Source organism: Phenylobacterium sp. Root1290 (genome assembly GCF_001425305.1).
Lineage (GTDB): Bacteria > Pseudomonadota > Alphaproteobacteria > Caulobacterales > Caulobacteraceae > Phenylobacterium.
The window spans coordinates 849-22,240 of sequence record NZ_LMEE01000001.1; the positions used below are offsets into that span (position 1 = coordinate 849).

20 protein-coding genes and 1 pseudogene are annotated in these 21,392 nt (G+C 64.8%); 9 read left to right on the forward strand and 12 right to left on the reverse strand.

Features of this window, described 5'->3' with window-relative positions:
• Positions 1-349, forward strand: a pseudogene (locus ASC79_RS21415) (acyl-CoA dehydrogenase family protein); the annotation flags it as partial.
• Between the two features lie 286 nt (positions 350-635).
• Here the strand turns inward: ASC79_RS21415 and ASC79_RS00015 are convergent.
• The 3 genes from ASC79_RS00015 to ASC79_RS00025 all read right to left on the reverse strand — a co-directional run bounded on the left by ASC79_RS00015 (position 636) and on the right by ASC79_RS00025 (position 2,870).
• On the reverse strand, positions 636-1,370 hold the full coding sequence (locus ASC79_RS00015; protein ID WP_056027178.1) for a hypothetical protein: 735 nt from the start codon (positions 1,368-1,370) through the stop codon (positions 636-638).
• A gap of 35 nt (positions 1,371-1,405) precedes the next feature.
• Positions 1,406-1,981 (reverse strand): thermonuclease family protein, encoded by a 576-nt coding sequence (locus tag ASC79_RS00020; protein ID WP_082532011.1) that lies wholly within the window; start codon positions 1,979-1,981, stop codon positions 1,406-1,408.
• 100 nt (positions 1,982-2,081) lie between these two features.
• Positions 2,082-2,870: a helix-turn-helix domain-containing protein gene (locus tag ASC79_RS00025; RefSeq protein ID WP_056027181.1), complete on the reverse strand. Its 789-nt coding sequence runs from the start codon at positions 2,868-2,870 to the stop codon at positions 2,082-2,084.
• A gap of 63 nt (positions 2,871-2,933) precedes the next feature.
• Here ASC79_RS00025 and ASC79_RS00030 point away from each other — a divergent pair, with 63 nt between their 5' ends.
• From ASC79_RS00030 to ASC79_RS21240, 3 genes are all read left to right on the forward strand, one after another.
• On the forward strand, positions 2,934-4,289 hold the full coding sequence (locus ASC79_RS00030) for an MFS transporter (RefSeq protein WP_235528854.1): 1,356 nt from the start codon (positions 2,934-2,936) through the stop codon (positions 4,287-4,289).
• Between the two features lie 254 nt (positions 4,290-4,543).
• Positions 4,544-5,122, forward strand: a complete 579-nt coding sequence (locus ASC79_RS00035; protein WP_056027188.1) for a TetR/AcrR family transcriptional regulator — start codon at positions 4,544-4,546, stop codon at positions 5,120-5,122.
• A 39-nt stretch (positions 5,123-5,161) separates the two neighbouring features.
• Positions 5,162-6,547, forward strand: a complete 1,386-nt coding sequence (locus ASC79_RS21240; RefSeq protein WP_156680047.1) for an ester cyclase — start codon at positions 5,162-5,164, stop codon at positions 6,545-6,547.
• Positions 6,548-7,378: 831 nt separating this feature from the next.
• Here the strand turns inward: ASC79_RS21240 and ASC79_RS00045 are convergent.
• The 5 genes from ASC79_RS00045 to ASC79_RS00065 all read right to left on the reverse strand — a co-directional run bounded on the left by ASC79_RS00045 (position 7,379) and on the right by ASC79_RS00065 (position 11,745).
• Positions 7,379-8,395, reverse strand: a complete 1,017-nt coding sequence (locus tag ASC79_RS00045; RefSeq protein WP_056027191.1) for a zinc-dependent alcohol dehydrogenase family protein — start codon at positions 8,393-8,395, stop codon at positions 7,379-7,381.
• A gap of 15 nt (positions 8,396-8,410) precedes the next feature.
• A complete protein-coding gene (locus ASC79_RS00050) occupies positions 8,411-8,767 on the reverse strand; it encodes a cyclophilin-like fold protein (RefSeq protein WP_056027194.1) in 357 nt (118 codons plus the stop codon).
• Positions 8,768-8,902: 135 nt separating this feature from the next.
• Positions 8,903-9,391, reverse strand: a complete 489-nt coding sequence (locus ASC79_RS00055) for a cupin domain-containing protein (protein WP_235528855.1) — start codon at positions 9,389-9,391, stop codon at positions 8,903-8,905.
• Positions 9,392-9,442: 51 nt separating this feature from the next.
• Positions 9,443-10,537, reverse strand: a complete 1,095-nt coding sequence (locus ASC79_RS00060; RefSeq protein WP_056027197.1) for an alpha/beta hydrolase — start codon at positions 10,535-10,537, stop codon at positions 9,443-9,445.
• Between the two features lie 20 nt (positions 10,538-10,557).
• Positions 10,558-11,745, reverse strand: a complete 1,188-nt coding sequence (locus ASC79_RS00065; RefSeq protein ID WP_056027200.1) for an MFS transporter — start codon at positions 11,743-11,745, stop codon at positions 10,558-10,560.
• 116 nt (positions 11,746-11,861) lie between these two features.
• Between ASC79_RS00065 and ASC79_RS00070 the strand changes: the two genes are divergently transcribed.
• Positions 11,862-12,758: a LysR family transcriptional regulator gene (locus ASC79_RS00070; protein WP_056027203.1), complete on the forward strand. Its 897-nt coding sequence runs from the start codon at positions 11,862-11,864 to the stop codon at positions 12,756-12,758.
• A gap of 111 nt (positions 12,759-12,869) precedes the next feature.
• On the opposite strand, the gene ASC79_RS20945 is transcribed toward ASC79_RS00070, so the two are convergent.
• Genes ASC79_RS20945 through hxsB form a run of 3 tightly spaced genes read right to left on the reverse strand, consistent with a single transcriptional unit; the run spans position 12,870 to position 16,149 of the window.
• A complete protein-coding gene (locus tag ASC79_RS20945; RefSeq protein WP_156378514.1) occupies positions 12,870-13,598 on the reverse strand; it encodes a peptidoglycan-binding protein in 729 nt (242 codons plus the stop codon).
• Positions 13,598-14,728, reverse strand: coding sequence for a His-Xaa-Ser system radical SAM maturase HxsC (hxsC, locus tag ASC79_RS00080; RefSeq protein ID WP_056027210.1), 1,131 nt, complete (start codon positions 14,726-14,728; stop codon positions 13,598-13,600). The genes ASC79_RS20945 and hxsC overlap by 1 nt, the downstream gene beginning before the upstream one ends.
• Complete coding sequence (gene hxsB, locus ASC79_RS00085; RefSeq protein WP_156378520.1) at positions 14,725-16,149, reverse strand: His-Xaa-Ser system radical SAM maturase HxsB; 1,425 nt, start codon at positions 16,147-16,149, stop codon at positions 14,725-14,727. Before hxsB ends, hxsC begins: the two co-directional genes overlap by 4 nt.
• A 91-nt stretch (positions 16,150-16,240) precedes the next feature.
• Between hxsB and ASC79_RS00090 the strand changes: the two genes are divergently transcribed.
• On the forward strand, positions 16,241-17,512 hold the full coding sequence (locus ASC79_RS00090; protein WP_056027216.1) for a lysozyme inhibitor LprI family protein: 1,272 nt from the start codon (positions 16,241-16,243) through the stop codon (positions 17,510-17,512).
• On the opposite strand, the gene ASC79_RS00095 is transcribed toward ASC79_RS00090, so the two are convergent.
• Positions 17,509-18,036, reverse strand: a complete 528-nt coding sequence (locus tag ASC79_RS00095) for a thermonuclease family protein (protein WP_200937053.1) — start codon at positions 18,034-18,036, stop codon at positions 17,509-17,511. The two genes, ASC79_RS00090 and ASC79_RS00095, sit on opposite strands and share 4 nt — an antisense overlap.
• A gap of 753 nt (positions 18,037-18,789) precedes the next feature.
• Here ASC79_RS00095 and ASC79_RS00105 point away from each other — a divergent pair.
• The 3 genes from ASC79_RS00105 (at position 18,790) to ASC79_RS00115 (ending at position 21,390) form a co-directional block, all read left to right on the forward strand.
• Positions 18,790-19,725 (forward strand): hypothetical protein, encoded by a 936-nt coding sequence (locus tag ASC79_RS00105; RefSeq protein WP_056027224.1) that lies wholly within the window; start codon positions 18,790-18,792, stop codon positions 19,723-19,725.
• Between the two features lie 187 nt (positions 19,726-19,912).
• Entirely contained in the window at positions 19,913-20,497 is a 585-nt protein-coding gene (locus ASC79_RS00110; RefSeq protein ID WP_056027227.1) for a hypothetical protein, read from the forward strand.
• A 2-nt stretch (positions 20,498-20,499) separates the two neighbouring features.
• Positions 20,500-21,390, forward strand: coding sequence for an SEC-C domain-containing protein (locus ASC79_RS00115; RefSeq protein ID WP_056027231.1), 891 nt, complete (start codon positions 20,500-20,502; stop codon positions 21,388-21,390).
• Positions 21,391-21,392 lie beyond the last annotated feature (2 nt).

Consider the following 21,392-nt stretch of genomic DNA (forward strand, 5'->3'; position numbering starts at 1 on the left):
AGCCCGAGAAGAAGATGGGCCAGCAAGGCGCGCACATCTGCGACGTGATCTTCGACAATGTCCGGGTGCCGGTGGAAAACCGCCTGGGCGCCGAGGGCGAAGGCTTCAAGGTCGCCATGCAGGTGCTGGACCGCGGGCGGCTGCACATCTCGGCGGTCTGCATCGGCGTGGCCGAGCGTCTGCTGGCCGACTGCGTGGCCTATGCGACCGAGCGCAAGCAGTTCGGGCAGGCGATCACCACGGCATCGAGCGGTTCTATCGCGACGTGCGCATCTTCCGGATCTACGAGGGCACCAGCCAGATTCAGCAGGTGGTCATCGCCCGCGAAACCCTGAAGCGGGGCGGCTGATACGTCTCCGCGGGGGGCGACCAGATGTGGCTGGCGCTCCGCGCCAAGTTCGCCCGCGAGTCCGATGGCGGGTTTCGGATCATCGACTGTCAGCTGGCCGAGCCCTAGGCGGCCCGCCCCGGTCGGTGAAACACGAGGCCTCGCAAATGGTGGAGGAGACCGGAGTCGAACCGGAAGCCCTCTGACAGGCTCAGCTGAACTTGACGAACAACTGGTGGCCCCCGCCACCGTCCTCCACGGCTCCGCTCTAAACTCTAGGCTGAGCCTGGGCAAGACGGGACTAAGGCTAGGCGCTGACCGCGCGGGGGTCCGTCGTGCTGCTGAACTGGCGGTACTGGGCGGAGTTCTTGGGTCTAAAGCTGCCCCGCTTGGGCAGGGACGTGATCTCCCACGCATAGACCTGGAAGATTGACGACTTAGGGTCGCTCGGAAACGGCGCGGTTCGACGACTTTGCAGAGCATTGGGGAACTCAAAGTCCTGATAGCCTGCGAAGAGATTGCGGAGCATGGCGCGTCGCGCCTCCACCGTCGGCCCAAGCGTGGTCTGGTGCAGGGCGTTGTTGTCATGACGAAGGAGCGGGCTCTTCACTCCCCGATTGTCGGTCGCCGCAAACGCCGGGTGCGCAAAGAACGTCTCGAGCTTTCTGCGCTTGCCGCCGAGGACGAAGATCGCTCGGATGCCCTGGCTGGCCAACATTTCGAGCCGAATGAGGTCCCAGAAGATCTTGTCCACCGGCGGCGTAGTCGCGCCGATCCATTTCGATTCTACGGCGACGACGACTTCGCGCTTTTCATTGATGACGACGAAATCCACCTCAGGGCGACGCCCGGCAGAGGTCTTCAGCGGCCCCAGCACGGGATGCTGATACTCGGCGAGCGTCCGCCCCCCGCTTGCGGCGTTGAGGATTTGGCCGATCGGATGGGCGAGGTACTTTTCGCTAAAGAGCGCGGTGCGATCGCACGCCGCTTCGAAATTGAGCCAGGCCCCAACGCCTCCTGTCAGTCGCTTCGCATAGTCCATCCCGCCCCCCTTACGCTAGCTGGAGTCCGCCAGCTCTAGCCGCCGCTCCGGCGCCAATCCTCTGGTCGACTGAAGCTTCCCTGCCAGACCCCGGCCTTGTCCCGCCGCGCGCGCAGCTCATCGGGGAGATAAGCTCCCCTGCTGTAGCGCGTGTAGTCGAGCGCGTGTCCCTCGCGAACCAGGCGCGCGCCGAGGTCCTCCCCATCGGCCGAGCACTGGGCCACCGTCCGCCCATATTGGTCGACGTCACGCTCCTGGCAGGTCAGGGTGCGGCCGGAGACCAATGACGATAGAGCCCAGGTCGCCTTTTCCCCGCAGCCATAGAGGTCGCCCGCCGCGTCTTCACAGCTCTGATCGCGCTCCGGCGCATCGACGCCCCACAACCGAACCCGCTCGCCCCCAACGTACAGGGTGTCGCCATCGATGACCCGGGCGGCCCCCGCCGGCCCGGCGTTCGCCGATGGCGGCGCGCCCGCATCGGCGATCACAAAGCCTATCGCTGCGCCCACCAGTACGGCGAAACCCAACAGGCCGAGCGGCAGGCCAGAGCGGCGGCGTCTCGACGACCTTGGCGACGAGATCGCTGCGAACCAACCTCGACGTCTGTGCATGCGAGGGTCTAGCGAGGTGGTCTTGCGGCGCATGGCAGTCTCAGGAAGGTGGGAGCGTCACAGTACGCGCCCAGCGAGCGGCGGCCAAACCGTCCCGGCCCTATGGCGAAGCGGCGTCGCCACGCAGATAGGCGGTCGGACTGACGCCGATGGTCGTGCGGAAGGCAAAGGCGAAGGCTGACGACGACGCGTATCCGAGTTCCAGCGCGATCTGGGTGATGTCCATGTCGCCCCCGAGCATCTCGATGGACCGAAAGAGCCGCATGCGCCGCCGCCACGAGCGCAAACTCATACCGAGGTCCGCCTCGAATCGCCGCGTGAGCGTGCGGGCGGATATCCCGAGTTGCTGGCTCCACTGTTCAGCGGAACGCGCGTCCGTCGGGTCGGCATAGAGCGCTTCGCACAGTTCCGTCAGCCTGGCCGAACGCGGCCAAGGCAAGGCTGCCGGCAGGGGACGTGCTCGGCGCAGCTGGTCGAGGATCAGATCCGTGACACGCCCCCGGTAGGCGACATCGTCATCGCCCTGCTGCAGGACGGCGGCCTCCGCGATCAGGGCGCGCAGCAACGGCGCGACGCTGAACACCGCAGATTCGTCGGGCAGATCGCCGGTCACGTCGGTGGTGATCCAAAGACTTCGAAACTCCGCTCCCATGAGCGAGCCAACACGATGGCTCACGCCTGCCGGCAACCAGGCCGCCTGCCGCGGGGAAATGATGAAGGACCGGCCGGGGATCGCCACCGAAAGCACACCGGAGATCGCGTAGGCCACCTGTCCCCACTGATGCTCGTGTTCCGGAAAGTAGGTTCGCGGCGTCAGGGACTCCACCCGCACCGAGAGCGGCGCGGGCGCTTCAATGTCGTGGGGAACTGGAATTGCACTCCAGGTCATGCTCGCCTCCGTATTGTCCGATGATCTACAAGATGTGTCGTCTGGTCGAAAGGCGGACAGACCGTGGCCGGATATAGCGGGGACACGCGCGCTAAGCGCCAGCACCGCCCGGCGCCGATCGACGCATGCGTGGGCGCCCTTTCCCGAGCGCTACGGTTTGCGCGCAAGCTAAAGGCCAAGTCTACGATGCCTCACGACGCCGCCGCGCCTCTGGGACAGCACGCTCAAAGTCTGACTGATCGACGGGTTCAACGGGGAAACATCGCCCGGCTCACCATAGCGAGCGCTCTGGCGGGCGCGAACTCGACTGTCATCTACGCCACCGGCGCGATCATCGGAGCGATGTTGGCGCCGGATAAGGCCCTGGCGACCCTCCCCATCTCGGTGTTCGTCGTCGGCATGGCGGCCTGCATCCTGCCCACCGGAGCAATCGCTCGCCGCCATGGTCGACGTGCGGCGTTCCTGGCCGGAACAGCCTGCGGCATCCTCACGGGCCTGCTCGCGACGCTCGCTGTCGTCATCGACTCGTTTTGGGTCTTCTGCCTCGCGACCTTCTTCGGGGGCGCCTACGCAGCTGTGGTCGCCTCCTTCCGCTTCGCCGCCGCCGACTGCGTTGAGCCCCTGTGGCGACCGCGAGCGCTATCGATCGTGATGGCGGGCGGGGTGGCGGCGGGCGTCGTCGGGCCTCAGCTCGTCACCCACACGATGGACCTCTGGCCGTCGCACATGTTCGCAGCGACCTTCATCGCCCAGGCCGCGGTCGCCGTCCTATCGGGCATGGTCGTCGCCGGGGTGCGCCTGCCGCCGCCGACGACGGACGAACAATCGGGCGGACGCCCGCTCCTTGTGATCCTGCGGCAGCGAATTTTCCTCATCGCGGTTATCTGCGGCGCCGCCTCATACATGCTGATGAACTTCCTCATGACCGCCGCCCCGCTGGCGATGCGGATGTGCGGGCACTCCCAGGAGTCGGCGAACCTCGGACTGCAATGGCACGTCATCGCAATGTTCGCGCCAAGCTTCTTCACCGGCCGGCTGATCACCAGGTTCGGCGCCGGACGTGTCGTCGCCGCGGGCCTTCTGCTCACAGGCCTGTCTGCTGCGATCGGTCTCGCTGGCGTGGACATCCCGCACTTCTGGCTGATGCTCATTCTCCTGGGCCTCGGATGGAACTTCGGCTTTGTGGGCGCCTCGGCGATGGTGCTCGAGTGCCATCGCCCTGAAGAGAAGACCCGTGTTCAGGCGCTGAACGACTTCATCGTGTTCGGCACCATGGCGATTGGCTCGTTCTCCTCCGGGGGCCTGCTGAGCTCCCATGGATGGCAGGTCGTCCTCGGGGTTTCATTTGCCCCCCTGCTCCTCGCCATCGTCGCCCTGGCCCTGGCCGCGCGCCGGCCCGCCAAGGCGCTCGCAGGCTGAGGCCATGGCCAGTCGCGCACGCCCGCCGCCTCGCGTCCCGTCAGCCCGGAACCGCGCCGTGCAGTAGCTAGACAGCCTAGGGCCTGTTGAGATCGGTGAATGAACCTCGCGTCCATCGGGCGCGCGGATGATCCTCCTGTGCGATCTCGCCTTCAACGCCTTCCAGATCAACGTCACGTCGCCGCTGCTTGCGATACGGACCACACGGTCCATATAGACCTGCAGTCTTTTGATCCCCTGCATGGGAGAGGCGAATGGCGAGGCCGCAGGAATTCTCGACGCCCGACGCGCTTCGGGCGGCAATGCATTTGTTTTGGCGGCGGGGCTTCGAGGCGACGTCCATGACCGACTTGCTCAATGCGACGGGGCTCAGCAAGAGCAGCCTTTATGCGACCTTTGGCGGAAAGCGGGAGCTGTTCCTGGCCGCCCTGGACGCCTACCGCGAGGAACAGGGCGCCATTTTTCGCGAAACCCTCGCCTCGGGCGACGCACGCACCTCACTCGAGACGTACTTCCGCCGGATCGTCGCCACCGAACGCGAACCCGAATACGCCTTCGGCTGCATGAGCGTCTGCCAGTTGGTCGAGATGTCACCCCGCGACCCAGAGGTCCAACAGCGTCTGCTGGCCGACATGGACGCGGGCGCCCAACAGCTCGCTGAAATCATCGCCAAGGGGCAGAACGAGGGTTCTGTGCGCAGCAAGCGTGCGCCGCTCGAACTCGCCCAACTACTGTCTGTCGCCTTTGCAGGCCTGCAGGTGCTGGTCCGAGCGGGGGCCGACCGGCGCAGGCTCGACAGCGCCGTGACCGCATTGCTCGCCAATCTCGACTGATCACAGAAGACGCTTGTCTCTCCGCTTACGCCGGGTATTGTGAACCGATCGGTCCACAACGCTCGACTAAGGCGATCAGTCATGAATTTCAGAAATCTTCGAAACCTTGCGCTGGGCGCTGCGGCCCTCACAGCCGCCTTTGCCACGAGTGTGCAAGCCGCGCCGAATAGTGAGACCGTGGTGTTCCAACAGGTCCGTGGCCCAACCATCAAGCTGACCTATGCGGGCACGACCTTTCTGGTGGATCCGCTGCTCGGCAGGAAGGACGCCTATCCCGGATTTGAAGGCACCCTGAACAGCGATCGCCGCTGGCCGCTGGTCGACCTGCCGTTTCCTGTGGCTGAGGTCCTCAAGGCCGATGCGGTGATCGTCACGCACACCCATCTCGACCACTGGGACGACGCCGCCCGCGCGGCCCTCCCGAAGGGCGTTCCAATCTTCGTCCAGAACGACGCTGATGCGGCGACGATCCGCAAAGATGGATTCGCCGACGTCCGCGTCCTGACTGAAAACACCGTCTTCAAGGGCACCCGCCTGCACAAGACAGGCGGCCAGCACGGCACTGACCAGCTCATGTCGAGCCCCGCCGGCCCGCTGCTGGGACAGGTGATGGGGGTGGTGTTCGAGCGTCCCGGCAGCGCCACCGTCTATGTCGCCGGCGACACGGTCTGGCACGCAAAGGTCACTGAGGCGGTCACCACCTACCAGCCCGACGTGATCATCCTCAACACGGCTTATGCCCGCGTCACTGGCTTCGACGGCTCCATCATCATGGGGAAGGAAGATCTGCGCCGGGCCTATGATCTGGCCCCCGGAGCGAAGATCATCGGGACCCATATGGACACGGTGAACCATGCCGCTCAGACCCGCAGCGACCTGCGGGAGTACATTGCGGCGAGCCAAATGGATCCCCAGCGCGTCCTCGTACCTGCGGACGGCGAGACCTACAGGTTCGCGGATGGCCACCAGACCGCGCCGACGGCGGTCGCCCACAAGGCGCAGACTTCGGCGGAAGAGAACAAGGCGATCGTGCGTGAGTTCTTCGCTGCTGTGGAACGCCAGGACTTCGAGGCTATCGCGTCGCTGACCCATAAGGAGTTCATGTTCTATCCGCAGCTCAATCAGCCGATCCGTGGCGCGGCCGCCTTCTTCGAAAGCGAGAAGCCTGGCTTTGCGGCCTTCAAGGGGTTCAAGTTCCCCGTCGAGCGGATCGTAGCCGAGAATGACCAAGTGGCGGCCTACATCATGTTCGATGGCGTACAGAGCTCGCCCCTGCCTGGGCTGCCGAACGTCGGCGCCCGACTGCACAATTCCATGCTGATGCTGCTGCGCCTCTCGGACGGAAAGATCATCGAGATGCGTCCCCACTACGATCGCGAAGAGAACCGGCGCCAACTCCTCGGCAAGCCGCCAGAAAAGCACTGAGCCCTCGCCCAACGGCAAGCCGGTCCCCCGCGTCCCCCCCGTACAACCTGCGGGCCGGGACGCGGGATGAGCGGATCGACGCCGGCCGGAAAGCTCGCGCTCTAGGTCGTAGCGCCGATATAGGGATATCCAGTAGGGGCGAACCCTTGTGCAGGTCTGACTTCGGAGGCGGCCTTGGAAGGCGAAACGCTTCCTCACGACCAGTGGGAGCGGGTCAAGCCGCTTCCCGGAGGTCTCAAGTGCAAGAGACGCCCACGGAGCAACCGGCAGCGGTTCACCGACGCCCTGTTGTGGACGCCCGATTGAGGGCGCGTTGGAGCGGCCTGGCCGGCGGGAGCTCAAATGCGCCACAAGCGGAAGTCGGCTTCCAACTGGAAAGCGGACTCAGTTGGCCCCTGCAGTGCGGCGGAAGACGGAAGTATTTGCCCGCGAGAATCCAACTCGTTCGAACAAACCGTGAGCAACTTCACGCGTCGGATTTGAAGTCAGGCTGATGGGAACGTCGCCGTACGACCGAGCTCTATCAAGAGCAGCTTCCATCAGTCGCCGCCGCCTGAAGCTTGGCTCATGAGCCCATGCCGCGCCACCCCGACGATGATCGGTGCTGAGTCAGCTCGGCGCCAGCTGCGGACATTGGCTCCCAGCCGCAGAGCGGACATCCCAGAGGTCCGCTTCCAGGAACCACGCTCTCGACCGCTTCCGACCCGTTGCGGACATTCTGGATGTCTGTTCCCAGCCGATGAGGCGCAAAGGTCTGGCCCCAGGCGTGGAAGCGGCTTCTGCTTTCAGATCACCTCTGAGTGGTGCGCAGCCCTACTCAGCGAGTCCGTCTTAGACACGCAGTAGCGTTTTGATCGCGCGGCGCTCGTCCATGGCCCGATAACCCTCGGCCACGTCCCCGATAGGCAGGCTTAGATCAAAGACCTTGCCCGGATTGATCTTCCGGCTCAGCACAAGATCCATCAGGTGCGGCAAGAAACGGCGCACTGGCGCCGGGCCGCCCAGCAGGTTCTTCTGGGCGTAGAATAGAAACTCCCCGCCAAGCTCGACGCCATGAGGCACGCCGACGAAGCCGACCGAGCCGCCCGGCCGGGCGCAGTCAATCGCCTGATGCATGGCCTCATTGGTGCCGACGCATTCGAGCACCGAATCTGCGCCCACCCCCTGCGTTAGCTGCTTGATGCTGGCTACGCCGTCCGCGCCGCGCTCGGAAACGATGTCCGTCGCACCGTATTGGAGCGCCAGGTCTTGCCGGCTCCTATGGCGGCTCATGGCGATAATCCGATCAGCGCCCATCTGCTTGGCCGCCAGCACACCCATCAGCCCGACAGCGCCATCACCTACGACCGCCACCGTTGAGCCCGGCTGCACCCTTGCAGCGTCGGCGGCGTACCAGCCGGTCCCCAGCACATCCGACGCGGCGAGCAGGCTTGGGATCAGATCGTCATCGGGCATGACTTCCGTCGCGACCAGGCTTCCGTCCGCCAGCGGCACACGGGCATACGGCGCCTGGGCGCCCGACATGAATTCGCGCTGTTCACAGGAGGATTGGAAGCCGAAGCGGCAATGCGGGCAGGTGTTGTCTGAGAGCGCGAAGGAGCCGACCACGAACTGGCCGGGCCGCACGGTCTTCACTGCGTCACCAACCTCAACGACAACGCCGCAATATTCGTGGCCCATGTGCATTGGGCCGTTGAGCGGCTGCAGGCCGCGATAGGGCCAGAGGTCCGAACCGCAGATGCAGGTGGCCGCTAGCTTGATGATGGCGTCGGTAGGCTTGAGGATCTTCGGCTCAGCGACCTCCTCGAAGCGGACGTCCCCGGGAGAGTGTAGGACAGTGGCGAGCATAAGGTTTGCCTCCAATCAGCGTTGGGGAGAGATGAGCTCGACGCGGACAGGCCCGTCGGTCTTCGCCAACGCCTCGACGCCGCCTTCGAAGCGGCCCAGACGAACAAGGCCGCGTGAGTAGCCAAAGTCGCGGTAGAAGATCGCGAGGTTGCCCCAGGGAGCGTAGTAAGTGATGTCGCCCACGGCCGGATCGACGCCGTCGGGGGCGCTCTCCGTACCCAGCCGCCGGGGCAGATCGGCGACCTTCTCGGTGCGGTTATAGTCCCGTAGGGTCAGCTCAATCGGCAGGAGGGCGGCGAAGTCCCGCGCCGTCTGGCTGTCTTCGAGCAGTGCGGTGAACGTCTGATCGGCGGCGATGAGTTTGATCTTCATCGGCTCCTCAACGGTTTGAGGTGATCGAGCTTGGGCTTGTGCGGAGCCGTCGGCCTGGGCCGGCGGTCCGCTACACGCGGCAGCCATCGCGATGAGCGCCAGTAAGGCGAGCGGGCGGCAGCGCTCTGTCATGACCTAGCGCTTTACGTCTGCCGACTGGGGGGAACCTGCGAGGTACTCTTCGTCCGTCACGTGTTCCATCCACTCGACCATCTTTCCGTCGAGGGCCTCTTGGACAGCGATGTGAGTCATGGCCGTGGTCGGCGACGCGCCGTGCCAGTGGCGATGTCCGGGCGGGCACCAAACGACATCGCCGGCACGGATTTCCACGATGGGCTCGCCTTCGCACTGTGTCCAACCAACGCCGGACGTCACGATCAGCGTCTGGCCCAGCGGGTGAGTGTGCCAGGCGGTGCGCGCGCCCGGTTCGAAGGTCACGCGCGCCGCACCGTGGCGCGCCGGCGCCGGCGCGGTGTTCAACGGATCGATGCGCACCGCGCCGGTAAACCAATCGGCCGGCCCCTTCTGCGAGGGTTGAGTTCCGTTGCGATAGAGCTTCATCGGTTCCTCCATGATGGGCTGCGCCACTGCCGGGGCGACCGACAGGAAAAGGGCGGCGATCATCACGCTAGCTGCGAGCAGGTCAGGTCGGCTTGGGGGCATAACGCGGCTCCTTCACGCCAGATGCTGAGTGAAGAAGGCCTGGAGCTTGTCGAAGGGGATCACATCCACCTTGTCGTAGAGATCAACGTGGCTGGCCCCTGGAATGATCAGGAACTCCTTGGGCTCGGCCGCGGCAGCGTAGGCCGTCTCGCTGAAGTAGCGCGAGTGGGCCTTCTCGCCATGGATCAGCAGGATCGGGCGCGGCGAGATCTCCTTGATGTAGGTCAGGAGCGGCATGTTCATGAACGACAACGGCGTCGTGACCGTCCACGCGTTCCCAGAGTTGACGGCTCGGGGGTGATACCCGCGCGGGGTCATGTAGTAGTCGTGGTAATCGACCAGGAACTGGGCCTCGCCTCCCTTCAGTTCATTGTAGGGCGGCTGGTACGCCGGGGCGCCCTTCTCGGCGTCCTCCCAGCGCTGCCGGCTCAACTGCTCCAGCGTCTTCGTGCGTTGATCGAGGGTGACGCTGTCGTTGTAGCCTTTCGACATGACCCGGGTCATGTCGTACATGGTGCTGGTCGCGACCGCCTTGACGCGCTTGTCCACGGCAACGGCGTTCAGCGCCATGCCGCCCCAGCCGCAGATGCCGATGATCCCGACACGTTCGCGGTCGACCGAGGATTGCAGGCCGAGGAAGTCGACGGCCGCGCTGAAGTCCTCGGTGTTGATGTCCGGCGAGGCGACATTGCGCGGCTCGCCCCCACTTTCTCCGGTGAAGGACGGATCGAATGCGAGGGTGACAAACCCCCGCTCGGCCATGGTCTGGGCATAGAGGCCCGACGACTGCTCCTTCACCGCGCCGAACGGGCCACCGATGGCGAGCGCCGCCAGTCGCCTGTCCCCGCGATCCTTCGGCAGATAGAGGTCGCCTGCCAGGGTGATGCCGTAGCGGTTCCGGAAGGTGACCTTCTGGTGATCGACCTTAGCGCTTCTCGGGAACGTCTTATCCCAATCACTCGACATCGTCTGAGCCTCCGCATTGGAAAGGTTGAGCAGCGCACCGACGCCTAGGACGGCCGCCCCAGCGCTGGATATTTTCAGCAGTTCCCGGCGACGCAGGCCGTTCGCGGCCGGTGTCCCGGCGTCTGGTTGAGGATTGATCATTGTGCCTCCTGGTCCTGGCGTCATTGGGACTTCAGCATTCGGCGGCCGTCGCCGATGAGGGCGATCGCGGCCACGGCGAGCAGGACGCTGCCGATGAAGGTCGCCTGGATCGACATAGCGTCGAGCAGGACGCCGCCCACCACAGCGCCGAAGAGGATTGAGGTTTGGATTGCAGCGACCATCAGACTGCCGGCCGCCTCTGGTGCATCGTCAGCGTTCTGCGACATCCAGGTCATCCAGATGACCGAGAACAGGGTGTTCATCGCCCCCCAGATCGCCATGAACAGGCCCGCCGCGATTGGCGAGAAGCCGAGCAGAAGTAATCCAACCGTGGCGCCGCCCATCACCATTGCGGGGAGCTTCAGGAACGGCGCGATATTGCCCTTCAGAAAGCGCCCAGCGGCCCAGGTTCCGATGAACCCAGCGCAACCGAGGATCAGAAGAAGGATCGACAGCGTCGTGACGCCGACACCCGTCACCCGCTCAAGGAACGGCCGCAGGTAGGTGAACATCGTGAAAGCCGAGCCCCACGAAAGCATGCAAGCTGCGAGGCCGCGCAGGAAGTAAGGGCGCGCCAGCAGCCCGAGCATGGCCCGGAAGTCCTGCTTCTGTTCCGCAGGCAGGGATGGCAACGCAACGACGTGCCAAATGAGATTGATGGCGACAATCGGCGTCAGGGCCCAGAACACCTCGCGCCAGCCGAAGAGGCCTCCGAGGTAGCTGCCCACGGGCGCGGCGAAGGCCGCGGCGATCGCCTGGCCGCCGTACATCAGCGCCAGTGCACGCGGCACGTCGCTTTTGGGAACCAGGCGCATGATGACCGCAGCAGCGAGGGCCCAGAAGCCGCCAATGCAGACGCCCAAGAGCGCGCGGCCGATCATCAGCACAGCAAAATTCGGTGCGGCGGCCACCAGGACCAGGGACAGCAGCATGAACGCGGTCATGGCCACCATCACCCACTTGCGATTCAGTCTCCCGGCGGCGGTCGTGATCAGAAGGCTGGCGGCGACCGCGAACAGGCCGCTAATCGAGATCGCTTGGCCGGTTTGACCTTCGGTTGCTCGAAGGCCCTCCGCCATCGGCGTCAGCAGGCTGACCGGCATGAACTCCGAAGCGATCAGCATCGCGACGCAAAGCGCCATGGATAGGACCGCGCCCCAGGCGGCGGTCCGTGCTGTTTCGATGTGTGAAGTGGCCGCGTCGGCCATGGGCGACTGTCCTGCAATGTCTGCTGGGAACCTAGTCGCTGGCTGTAGAAAGGATTACCCGTCGAAATCGGAATGAACTAATCGGTCAGGGCGATAAGTCTAAGTGAGTGCGTTGAATGGCCGGCGCTGACCTCAATCACCTGAAATGGCTTCAAGCTGTCGCCGAAGAGGGCAGCTTTACGAAGGCCGCGGCCAAGCTCGGCATCGCGCAATCGACGCTCAGCCAGACGATCAAGCAGCTCGAAGCACAGTTAGGCGTGCGCCTGCTGACCCGCACGACACGGAGCGTGGCGACAACCGCTGCCGGGGATCGCCTCCTGCAGACGAGCGTTCCGCGCATCGCTGAGATCGAGGAGGAAATCTCGGCTCTGACCGCGGTCGGTGAACGACCGTCGGGTTCCATCCGGTTGACCCTGTCCGATCATGCTTTGCAGACGGTCGTCTGGCCCAAGCTCAAGGCGGTGCTCGGCGCCTATCCAGACATCCACGTCGAGCTGATCCTGGACAGCACGTTCCGCAACATCGTGGAGGAGCGGTTCGACGCGGGCGTCCGCCTAGGCGAGAGCGTCGAGAAGGACATGATTGCGGTCCGCATCGGGCCCGATTGGCGACTAGTCGCCGTGGCCTCGCCAGTTTATCTCGCAGCGCGTGGCGTGCCTGGGCATCCCCGAGACCTAGTCGCGCATGTCTGCATCAACATGCGGCAGGAAACGGCCGGCGGACTCTATGCTTGGGAGTTCGAGAAGGACGGTCAGGCGCTCCGCGTGCGCGTGGACGGCCAACTGACGTTCAACAACTCCTACGCCATGATCGATGCGGCGGTGAGCGGCTTCGGCATCGCCTATGTGCCGGAGAGCATCGTCGAGGCGAACATCGCGTCCGGAGCCCTTGTGCGGGTCCTGGACGACTGGTCGCCGTCCTTCGACGGCTACTTCCTCTATTATCCGAGCCGCCGACAGAACCTCCCCGCGTTCCAGATCATCGTCGACGCCTTGCGGCATCGCGGCGGGTGAGTGTCCGGTCTCGGGCAGGGGCTCAAGGTCCGCCTCCCACCCTTTGCGGACGCCCCTTACGTCCGCGCCTGGCAGCGTCGGTTGCAATTGCGCCAAAGGCGGTGGCCTCCCCTACTTCAGCACGCCCAGAGCGTGAAGCGTAGCCATGTCCATATTCCCGCTGACGGTCAGGCCGCCTGCAGTCTGAAAGGCACGCAGTGCCTCGCGGGTCTTGGGCGAAAGCACGCCGTCCGCGGGGCCGGGATCGTAGCCCTTGATCATCAAGGCGATCTGCACGCGTTGGACGAAGCGGCTGATGTCGTCCTGGCTTAAGCGCTCCACGCCGGCTGCGACGTCCTGGGGCGCTTGCCCGGCGCTTCCTGTGACGAGGCCGCTGCTGGCGCCCGCAGCGCTCGAGGGCGGCGCGGGAGTCGAGGGCCTGGCCGCGGGCGACGCCTCAAAGAGGGTCGACGGCGAGGACGGTTGGTAGGACGGCGCAGGCCTTGGCGCCGGAGTCGAGACGGGCTTGGGCGCGGCCGGGGCTACCGGCAGCACGGGTGTGTAGCTCGGCGTATAGCTGGGCGTGCCGGAATAGTGTGAGCCATGTCCGCCGCTCCCTGAAACGTGCGACCGGTGGCTGGAGTGGCTGCTGTGGCTCGAGTGGCTCCGGTGTCCGGCCAGCTGCAGCAAGTGATGCGTGTGCGCAGGATCGTTCCAGAACTCGAGCGGCTGTAGACTGACGGGTTCATCGCCACCCTCCGTCCACAGCAATGTGTTCGGCGTCGCTGCGGCGCTGTGGTCTGCGATGGCGAACGGACTTGCTGCGCCCAGGAGCAGGGCCAGACGCTCACGCCATGTCATTAGGCGAACTCCTCAAGCTTGAGCGGTCGAACAGCGCGACTGCGCCAGCTGGGGCCAGCTGAGGCAAAGAAACCCCCGCAGTGGGGCCGCACCACGCATCCGTCACAAATCTCCGGATAGGCGTTCTTCCAAGCCGAGATCGACTGTTGGGCGAAGGGCCAAAGGTCCCGCGGCAGTACGCAGAGCGGCAGGTTGTAGAGTGACAACGACATGCCGCGGTCGGCCAGATGGAAGGCCGCTGCGCGCAGCTGCTCGATGTAGTCGGCCGGATCGATCCAGAGGCGATCGCGATTAGATTTGGCGAAGCCCATGGGCTCTAGGCCCATGAGCGCCACGTGGCGCACGAACGGCAGGCGCCGGTAGATGAAGGCCGCCAGCTGCGGTAGACGCGGAATGGTGATGGCGTGCAAGACCACGCGGATCTCGACGGCTGCGCCGAGCCGGCCAAGTTCGTAGAGGCCTTGCAGGGTCTCCAGGAACGCTCCCTCGGCGGCGACCACCTCGTCATGGATTTCGGCCACATCGGCATAGAGCGGGACCGCCCAGGTGACGTGATCTGGATGAGCGCTCCCCCACCGCTCGGCCCAACCACGATCCTTGAACGTCCGGCCATTGGTGAGGACGTGCATATGGGTGGAAGGCAGATAGGTCCGGCAGGCCGTGAGGACGTCGGCGAGCCCCTGGCCCAACAAGGTCGGCTCGCCTCCGGTGATCCCGAGCTGTGGTTCGTCGGCGTCGACGAGCGAGACCTGGCGCAGCAGTTCGCCCACGCGCCAACTGTCGTCCTCGTCGCGCGGGGGCTGCGAACACATCAGGCAGAGGCTGTTGCACCGTTCCGTGGCGAACAGCGTGTTGGAGGTCGACCCACGGCGATAGAGAACCGAGACGAGGCTGGAGCCGGGGCGCAGGCGCACCACATCCCCAGGGCCCACGACCTCGGGGTTGCGAAGGCTGCTGATCCTGATCGGGCCGCCGCCGCGGCGCACGAGCGCCTCGTCCTCCAGCAAGAGCACGTCCGTCTCGCCTAGGTGCGACCCCCTCGCCTCCTCCGGCGTCAGCACCTTGAGCAGCTCGACCCGCTCGACGCCTTCGATGGCGGCGTGGGTGTGCAGCGGCAGACCAATGCTCATCGCTCGACAAATCCCGACGTGCGCACCTCGCGGCGGTCCTTGCGAAACGCCCAGGCCGTGAAGGTCCGCAGAGTCTCCGGGTCGCCTTTATCGATGTGCTCGAAGAGGATCCGGAAGAGCCCCGTCTGCCGTTCGCAGAAGTCGCTTGCAGCGCGATCGCCGACCGGATCGCCGTGCACGACGGCGTGGTGCACCGGATCGGCGCCGCAGTACGGCAGGAAGGCGCAGCGGTCGCATGACGGGATGGCTTCTGCGACAGCGCCGGCCGCAAGCCAGCTCATCGCCGGCGAGGCCAGCAGGTCATCAAGCGGCTGATCGACCCGGCCGAGCGCGAAACGCTTATCCCCGGTCTCGGCGGCCATACGCGCCTCATCCGACGGATAGGCCAGGCCGTCGTAGTTGTAGACCATGACCCCAAGGCCTGCGCCGGCCGGCGAGCGGAGGTCGACATAGCCGGAGTGAAATGGGCTCCAGATGTGGCGCAGGAGGATGGCCGCATAGACCTCCTCGATCGCCTCGCCGGCCGCGCTCAGTTTGAGAATGTAGTCGAGCGCCTGCGCGTAGAACGCCAGGAACTCTGCCGTGCTGTAACCGTGCACACGCGCGGTCTTGCGCGCAAAACCGTAGGGGCTGACGGGCCGCAGGAAGATCGAGCGCAGTCCGAGCGCCCGATAGGTGTCGACCAGGCCGTGCGGATCGTTGAGCGCCGCGCGCGTGACCGTCGGCAGCGCGGCAACGGCGTGCTCACCTAAGGCCGCTCGCGCCCGCCCGATCCCCTCGACTGTTCGCGCCCAGGCGTCACGCGATGGATTGGGGCGCTGGTGATCGTGGAGGGCTGAAGCGCCGTCGATCGAGGTCGATAGTTGGATCTCGTGCTCGGCACAGAACGCGAGGTCAGCTTCGCCGAGATGGTGCAGCGTCGAGACCATGGTGAAGCGCAGCGCCTTTGCGCCATCAGCGTTTCGGGACTTCGCGCCGAGCACGATGTGGCGGACGAGGTCGAAGCGGAGCGCCGGCTCACCGCCTTGAAACTCGATCGTCAGGTCACGCCCGGGCGCCTCGAACACCCGATCGAGGGCGGCATCGGCGTCCGCCAGGCTCATATCGAAGCCGGCCGCGCCGACAGCCGCGCGCGAGACCTGACAATAGTGGCAGCTGTGATCGCAGCGCAGGGTGACGACGAAGATGTGGAGGGTCGGGCCCTCGAGCAGGAAGGCCTTGCGGGTGCGCCGCACAGCCTCGTCGAGGTCGGGGACCGCGCCGCTGACGTTAGTCAGGCCGCGCGCGGCGAGATCCATCCTGCGGGTTGGAGACAGCCCCTGGCCACCCGCCTGCAGGGCGTCGGCCTCGTCACGCGATAGCAGCGCATAGTCGCCAAAATCGCTGGAGATGAGAACGCGGTCTCGCCCCAGATCCGTCATGCGTCGCACGTCGCCTTCCCCCTGCTTAAGCTTAGGGTCGCGCGAAAGACGCTGCAACAGTAAGCTGCAGCTTGGAGTTGCCGGACAGTCGATGAGCCAAGATACGAACCCCGCCGGCCGCAGCTGGCTGTTGCCCGCCCTGGGAGCCGTCGGCCTGATCCTGGCGATCGGCCTGGCAGGGCAGCTGACGCGCACGTCGCCTGTTCGGCCCAAGACTGAGCCCGTCGCGGCGATCAGTTCGACGCAGGCAGAGCTGGCGTCCAACACGCTGGTGGAGTGGAGCCAGGACGATCAGCCCGGCCCGGTTTCGTTCAAGAGCGGGGATCTGGAACTGACGCTCTCGGAACAGGTCTCGTCGGAGGGAAATGCGCCGCTGCTCGTGGTTCGCCAGAATGGGAAAGTCGTGGCGGAGGTCGTCGGGACCCCATGGTTTGGTCGGGCGTCCGCCGAGTTCGGGGTGGGCCGCATCGATCTGACTAGCAGCGCACCGCAGGTCATCTTCACAACCTTCACCGGGGGCGCCCACTGCTGCGCGGACATCAAGTTGATTGAGCTGCACAAGGGCGCATGGAAGGTGATGGACGTGGCGGTCCAGGACGGCGATCGCCTGGGTGAGTTTCCCAAGGACTACGACGGAGACGGGCGTCCGGAGTTTCGCCTCGGTGACGACCGGTTCCTCTATGCGTTTGACGCCTATGCAGCCAGTTGGGCACCGCCGTCGTTCCACCAAGTCGTCGACAACAAGGTCATCGACGTCTCAGCAAGTCGGAAACTGCGGCCGCACTATCAATCCTTCCTGAACCAGCTGGAACCTGAATGCCGCAGGGGCCAGAATGGCGCGTGCGCGGCCTACGCCGCCGCCGCCGCGCGCCTCGGTCTCATCGAGACCGCTTGGCCTGTGGTGCTTGAAGCCTACCAGCGCGACAGTGACTGGACCTATCCAGGTCCTTGCCGAGCCGCCCTCGTCGAAGGGGCCTGTCCAGATGGCGAGCAGGTTCGTTTCGAGACCTATCCCGAAGCCTTGAGATGGTTCCTAGGCGATGCGGGCTACCTGCCGCCGATTTACTTGCCTGTTACGCAAAGCCAGACCCCTTCCTTCAAGTGCGAGAACGCTGAGGCCGAGGTGCTGCAGCTGATTTGCGCGACGCCTGAATTGGCTAAGGCCGATCGCGAGCTGGCCTGGCTCTATCAGCGCAGCCAGATCCTCTCGGCCGACACAGCGGCAGGTCGGGAAGCCGAGCGAGCGTTTCTGGCCCAGCGGGACGCCGGTCCTCCTGACGTATTCGTGTTGCTGCGGCTCTATGAGGGGCGGCTACAGGCGCTGAGGGATCAGCTCGCGGCCCAGTCAGCCGCGCTGCGCTAGCCGCCGCTCCGGCGCCAATCTTCGGGCCGGGTGAAAGAGCCTCGCCACATGCGAGCCTTCTCGCGGCGAGCACGAAGCTCGTCGGAGAGGTACGCGCCACGGCTATAGCGAGTGTAGTCGAGCGCATGCCCCTCGCGCACGAGTCGGCCGGCGAGGTCCTCCCCGTCCGCCGAACATTGCGCCACGGTCCGGCCGTAGTGATCGATGTCCCGCTGATTGCAGGTCACGGCTCGGCCCGCGATCAGGTCCGACAACGCGGCCGCGGCCTGCTGTCCGCAGGCATACGGACGCCCGGCCGCATCCTCGCAGCTTTGGTCGCGTTCAGGCGCATCTACGCCCCACAGTCTGACCCGTTCTCCACCGACGTCGAGTGTGTCGCCGTCGATGATACGCGCCTGGCCCGCCGGTCCGGCGAGAGCAGCCGGCGGCGCGCGATCCTCGGTGATCACGAAGCCGATGGCCGCCCCGACGAGCACCGCAAATCCCAAAATTCCAAGCGGTAGCCGCGAACTGCGCCGCTTCAACGCTCGCGCGCCTGAGACGGCCGCGAACCGGGCTCGGAGTTTCGATGCGCGTGGGTTGGAACTGGCGGACCTGCGTCCCATCGCGGCCTCCGAGGAGAGTAAGCTCTACAATATGTTGCGAGCCTCATCTGGGAAAGCGAAGCCCCGCGGCGCAGCCGAGAAGCACACCCTAGACGAGGTCCGTTTGCGGGAGCTCAGGCCCGACCGCTTCCGTCCCATGGCGGACGTTCGGGCTTAGGCAGTTCTCGGCTCGAACTGACGTCTAGTGATCTTGAGATCGCTCCACCCTTGGAACTCTCTCCATCCAAGCTCCGGTCCTGCCAGAACATAGCCACGCAGCGGCGCGCCCATTCCGCCGCATTCGTATGGCTCGAGCTGAAAGTGGGCACCGTCGCACCCCAGTTCGACGACTAGACGCATACGTATGGCGTCCCAGATATCGAGACCCATTTGTCCCCTCCCGAGCTGTCTGAATGCTGGACCTCCGGTTGCCTGCTCGTGGGTCAGACTCTCACCCCTATCGGAATTTGCTTCACGCCGCTCCCCTCTCCACGACGATGCCGTCAGCCGGACCCTGCGCGTGATGAGGAAGCTGCAGCGTTCTTTTGTTTGGAGTTGGCCCTCGTCCAGGTCGCGGCCCAGCCGGAACTCCAGAGACTGCAGCCATACAGCATGGCGCTAAGTCGCATCTTTCTATTTTCACGTGAAGTGATACGTTTACGTAAACCACAACGCACACGTGAGGCAGGCACCATGGAGTTTCGATCCCCCACGGTGGCGGCGCAGCAGAACGCCGCCGCCATCACCTACCTGACCAAGTCGCTACGCGACCCCGCTGGCGGCCGGGCGGTCGTCCAGCAGTTGATTGAGGAACTGGGCAACGCCACCGAGGGATATCCTGACTGGCACCCGATCCTTAGCTCCCCGCCCCGAGACTCGAGCCAACACGTTTCCAGCCTGCAGGAAATCAAGACCTACAAGGGTCTCGATCACACAATTGAGTTCGTCCGCGGATTTGTGACCTGCCCATATTCCGCAGAGGCGGCGGACCGGTTGGTGAGCGCCGTCAATTCGGTGCCGAACCTCGAGGCGCGTCGCCTCGCCGAGCCCCTCTATTCAGACCGGGCCTGCCCAGTTGTCGTCGCCGCGTGGGATGTTGAACTCGAAGCCGACGGCACGATCCGGAGCCGGGACGCCCTGCGGTGGTTCATCGCCCTCTCGGCGAGTGAAGCGGCCGACGCGCGGGTGGCAGAGACTTGGTGGAACATCCGGACCAACATTCTTGGACGCCCACACGGGTCTCGCTCCTCGTTGTTCGTGAACCAGCACACGGGCGCACACATGCGTAAGATCCTCGAGGCGATGAACGAAAGCGGCTTGTTCGGCCCGATCAAGGAATCATCGCTCGACATGCTCTCACAGAAGAAACGCGCCGCGATCGGCGAAACACTCATTCGCACGGCGGTGACGAATTGGGATCGAAGGGCCCCCTCCTTCACCTTCGAGTTACGGGGGGAAACCTGCAAGGCGTCGCTGCGCGACACGTGGGAAGACAACGAGGAGCTGTCGGTCCGCGTCGAAATCGGCGACCATGACCTATCCGTCTCGGGGTTCTACTACCCGGCGAAGGACAAAATCACGAACATCGATCCGCAGGGCAAACGTAAATTAGCCGAGAAATTTCTCTAATACTTGGGGACGCACTCGCGTTGACACCCAGGAACTGCAGGCGCGAAAGCACCCGAGGGCGGTCGCATAGGAGGCCGCAAGAGCGGCAGGACCGGCGCCCTCCCGCCGCTTGGCCCTAACAAGGCCAAAGGAAGCATTACTTGCGGACGGGCAGCCTAGGTCCCAAATCGATATGAACGGAGGGCCCATGAGTTCGACAGTCGGACGCGAGTTCTTGAAGTTCGAGGTCCGCGAGACCAACGAAGGCAGTGGCTATTGGCTGGATCGGCCGTGGGTCGACTCTAACCAACGCCCGGGCCTGCTCGCCGCGCAGATCGTTGCGGTTCCAGATGAGGGCGGTGACCACGGCCCGCTGTTCCCAGAGGGCAGTGGCGACTTCATCGCGCGTTTCCGCGAAGCCCTCGGGGACACGGCGGGCCTCGCTGTCGCGATCCGTTCGTCCGACTACCAGGAACTGGCGCTCCATTCTAAGGCTTGGCGGCTTCCGACACTGATCCTGAAGTACGGGATTTTTCCGATCGCCTTGAACATCTTTGCCAATCGCCTCGATGAGCTGCTGCCCGGCCACCAGCAGGGTGACACCGCAGAGATGACGCTGATTATCGAAGGCCCGAATCACAAGGCGCTGAAGCTCGAATACAAAGGCGATCCAGCGCAGATGGCGCCAATGCTCCAGACCGCTATACCAAAATTCATCGACCAGCTCGACGCTGCGCCAGCCTCGCCGCATCAGGTCCACCCCAGCAAGCGGCGCCAGCCCGCAGTCGATTGAGCATGCGGCGCCCGCTCGCCTCTACGGTCCTGACGACCGTTATCCGGGACAGCATCGACCGGCCTTCGCTCACCTTTTGGCGGCAACTGGGTCAGAAGGCGCGCGTCAGGAAAGGTGGCGCCGCTGACGCGGTCGAGAAGAACCGGCTGTGGTTCGTCGGTGCCTATGCGCACGCCACCGAGCTTTACCTGGACGCGTACCGGAAAATGGGTCGCGGAGCGTTTTATCCCGGCTGGTGCGCGCTGGAGGACGCGGAGCACGCTTTCGCACGACTTGAAGAGAATCCGTTCATCCCGGAGCTATCGGTGTGGGTTCGCCAAAGGGCGGATCTCGTGACGCTGTGGCAGTCGACCTTCCCCTACCGGCACTTCATCAGTCCGGCGATGATATACAAGCGCTGGGAATGCTCGATCTGCGGGAAGCAAAGCACCCCGGTCGATCCCTGCGGCCACATTCCGAAGCGCGTCTATAACGGCGAGATGTGTTTCCGGCGCATTCTCGAGGCCCATCCTCGGGAAATGTCGATCGTCACCGATCCGGTGCAGAAGTACTCCGTCCTACAGCTCGACTATCGCTATGACACGGTCCAGTACGTCCTCGACCTTCTGCAGGGGCCGTTCCATCCCTGGTCGGGGGAATGGACCTACAAGCGGCATCTGCACACGAAGTTCGCCGATCACCCGCATGACGATGCTTGCCCGTGCGACTCCAAGCTGCGCTACGCCGAATGCTGTCTGCCGACCGAGGGGGTTCGCATGCCGCACTTCCAACTGGAGGTCGCCTGGCGTCCCGGCATGCCGTCGATGGACGATATAATTCTTTTGCCTCGGCGCGGCAGGGAAGAGGGAACTGAAGATCGAACGGTTCGAGCCGTTGCGTTGCGAGGTCGCTGACG

Coding starts and splice junctions, on each gene's coding strand:
- ASC79_RS00015 (WP_056027178.1), bottom strand. CDS start 1,370: ATGGACTATGCGAAGCGACTGACAGGAGGCGTTGGGGCCTGGCTCAAT.
- ASC79_RS00020 (WP_082532011.1), bottom strand. CDS start 1,981: ATGCACAGACGTCGAGGTTGGTTCGCAGCGATCTCGTCGCCAAGGTCG.
- ASC79_RS00025 (WP_056027181.1), bottom strand. CDS start 2,870: ATGACCTGGAGTGCAATTCCAGTTCCCCACGACATTGAAGCGCCCGCG.
- ASC79_RS00035 (WP_056027188.1), top strand. CDS start 4,544: ATGGCGAGGCCGCAGGAATTCTCGACGCCCGACGCGCTTCGGGCGGCA.
- ASC79_RS00045 (WP_056027191.1), bottom strand. CDS start 8,395: ATGCTCGCCACTGTCCTACACTCTCCCGGGGACGTCCGCTTCGAGGAG.
- ASC79_RS00050 (WP_056027194.1), bottom strand. CDS start 8,767: ATGAAGATCAAACTCATCGCCGCCGATCAGACGTTCACCGCACTGCTC.
- ASC79_RS00055 (WP_235528855.1), bottom strand. CDS start 9,391: ATGATCGCCGCCCTTTTCCTGTCGGTCGCCCCGGCAGTGGCGCAGCCC.
- ASC79_RS00060 (WP_056027197.1), bottom strand. CDS start 10,537: ATGATCAATCCTCAACCAGACGCCGGGACACCGGCCGCGAACGGCCTG.
- ASC79_RS00065 (WP_056027200.1), bottom strand. CDS start 11,745: ATGGCCGACGCGGCCACTTCACACATCGAAACAGCACGGACCGCCGCC.
- ASC79_RS00070 (WP_056027203.1), top strand. CDS start 11,862: ATGGCCGGCGCTGACCTCAATCACCTGAAATGGCTTCAAGCTGTCGCC.
- ASC79_RS20945 (WP_156378514.1), bottom strand. CDS start 13,598: ATGACATGGCGTGAGCGTCTGGCCCTGCTCCTGGGCGCAGCAAGTCCG.
- hxsC (WP_056027210.1), bottom strand. CDS start 14,728: ATGAGCATTGGTCTGCCGCTGCACACCCACGCCGCCATCGAAGGCGTC.
- hxsB (WP_156378520.1), bottom strand. CDS start 16,149: ATGACGGATCTGGGGCGAGACCGCGTTCTCATCTCCAGCGATTTTGGC.
- ASC79_RS00090 (WP_056027216.1), top strand. CDS start 16,241: ATGAGCCAAGATACGAACCCCGCCGGCCGCAGCTGGCTGTTGCCCGCC.
- ASC79_RS00105 (WP_056027224.1), top strand. CDS start 18,790: ATGGAGTTTCGATCCCCCACGGTGGCGGCGCAGCAGAACGCCGCCGCC.
- ASC79_RS00110 (WP_056027227.1), top strand. CDS start 19,913: ATGAGTTCGACAGTCGGACGCGAGTTCTTGAAGTTCGAGGTCCGCGAG.
- ASC79_RS00115 (WP_056027231.1), top strand. CDS start 20,500: ATGCGGCGCCCGCTCGCCTCTACGGTCCTGACGACCGTTATCCGGGAC.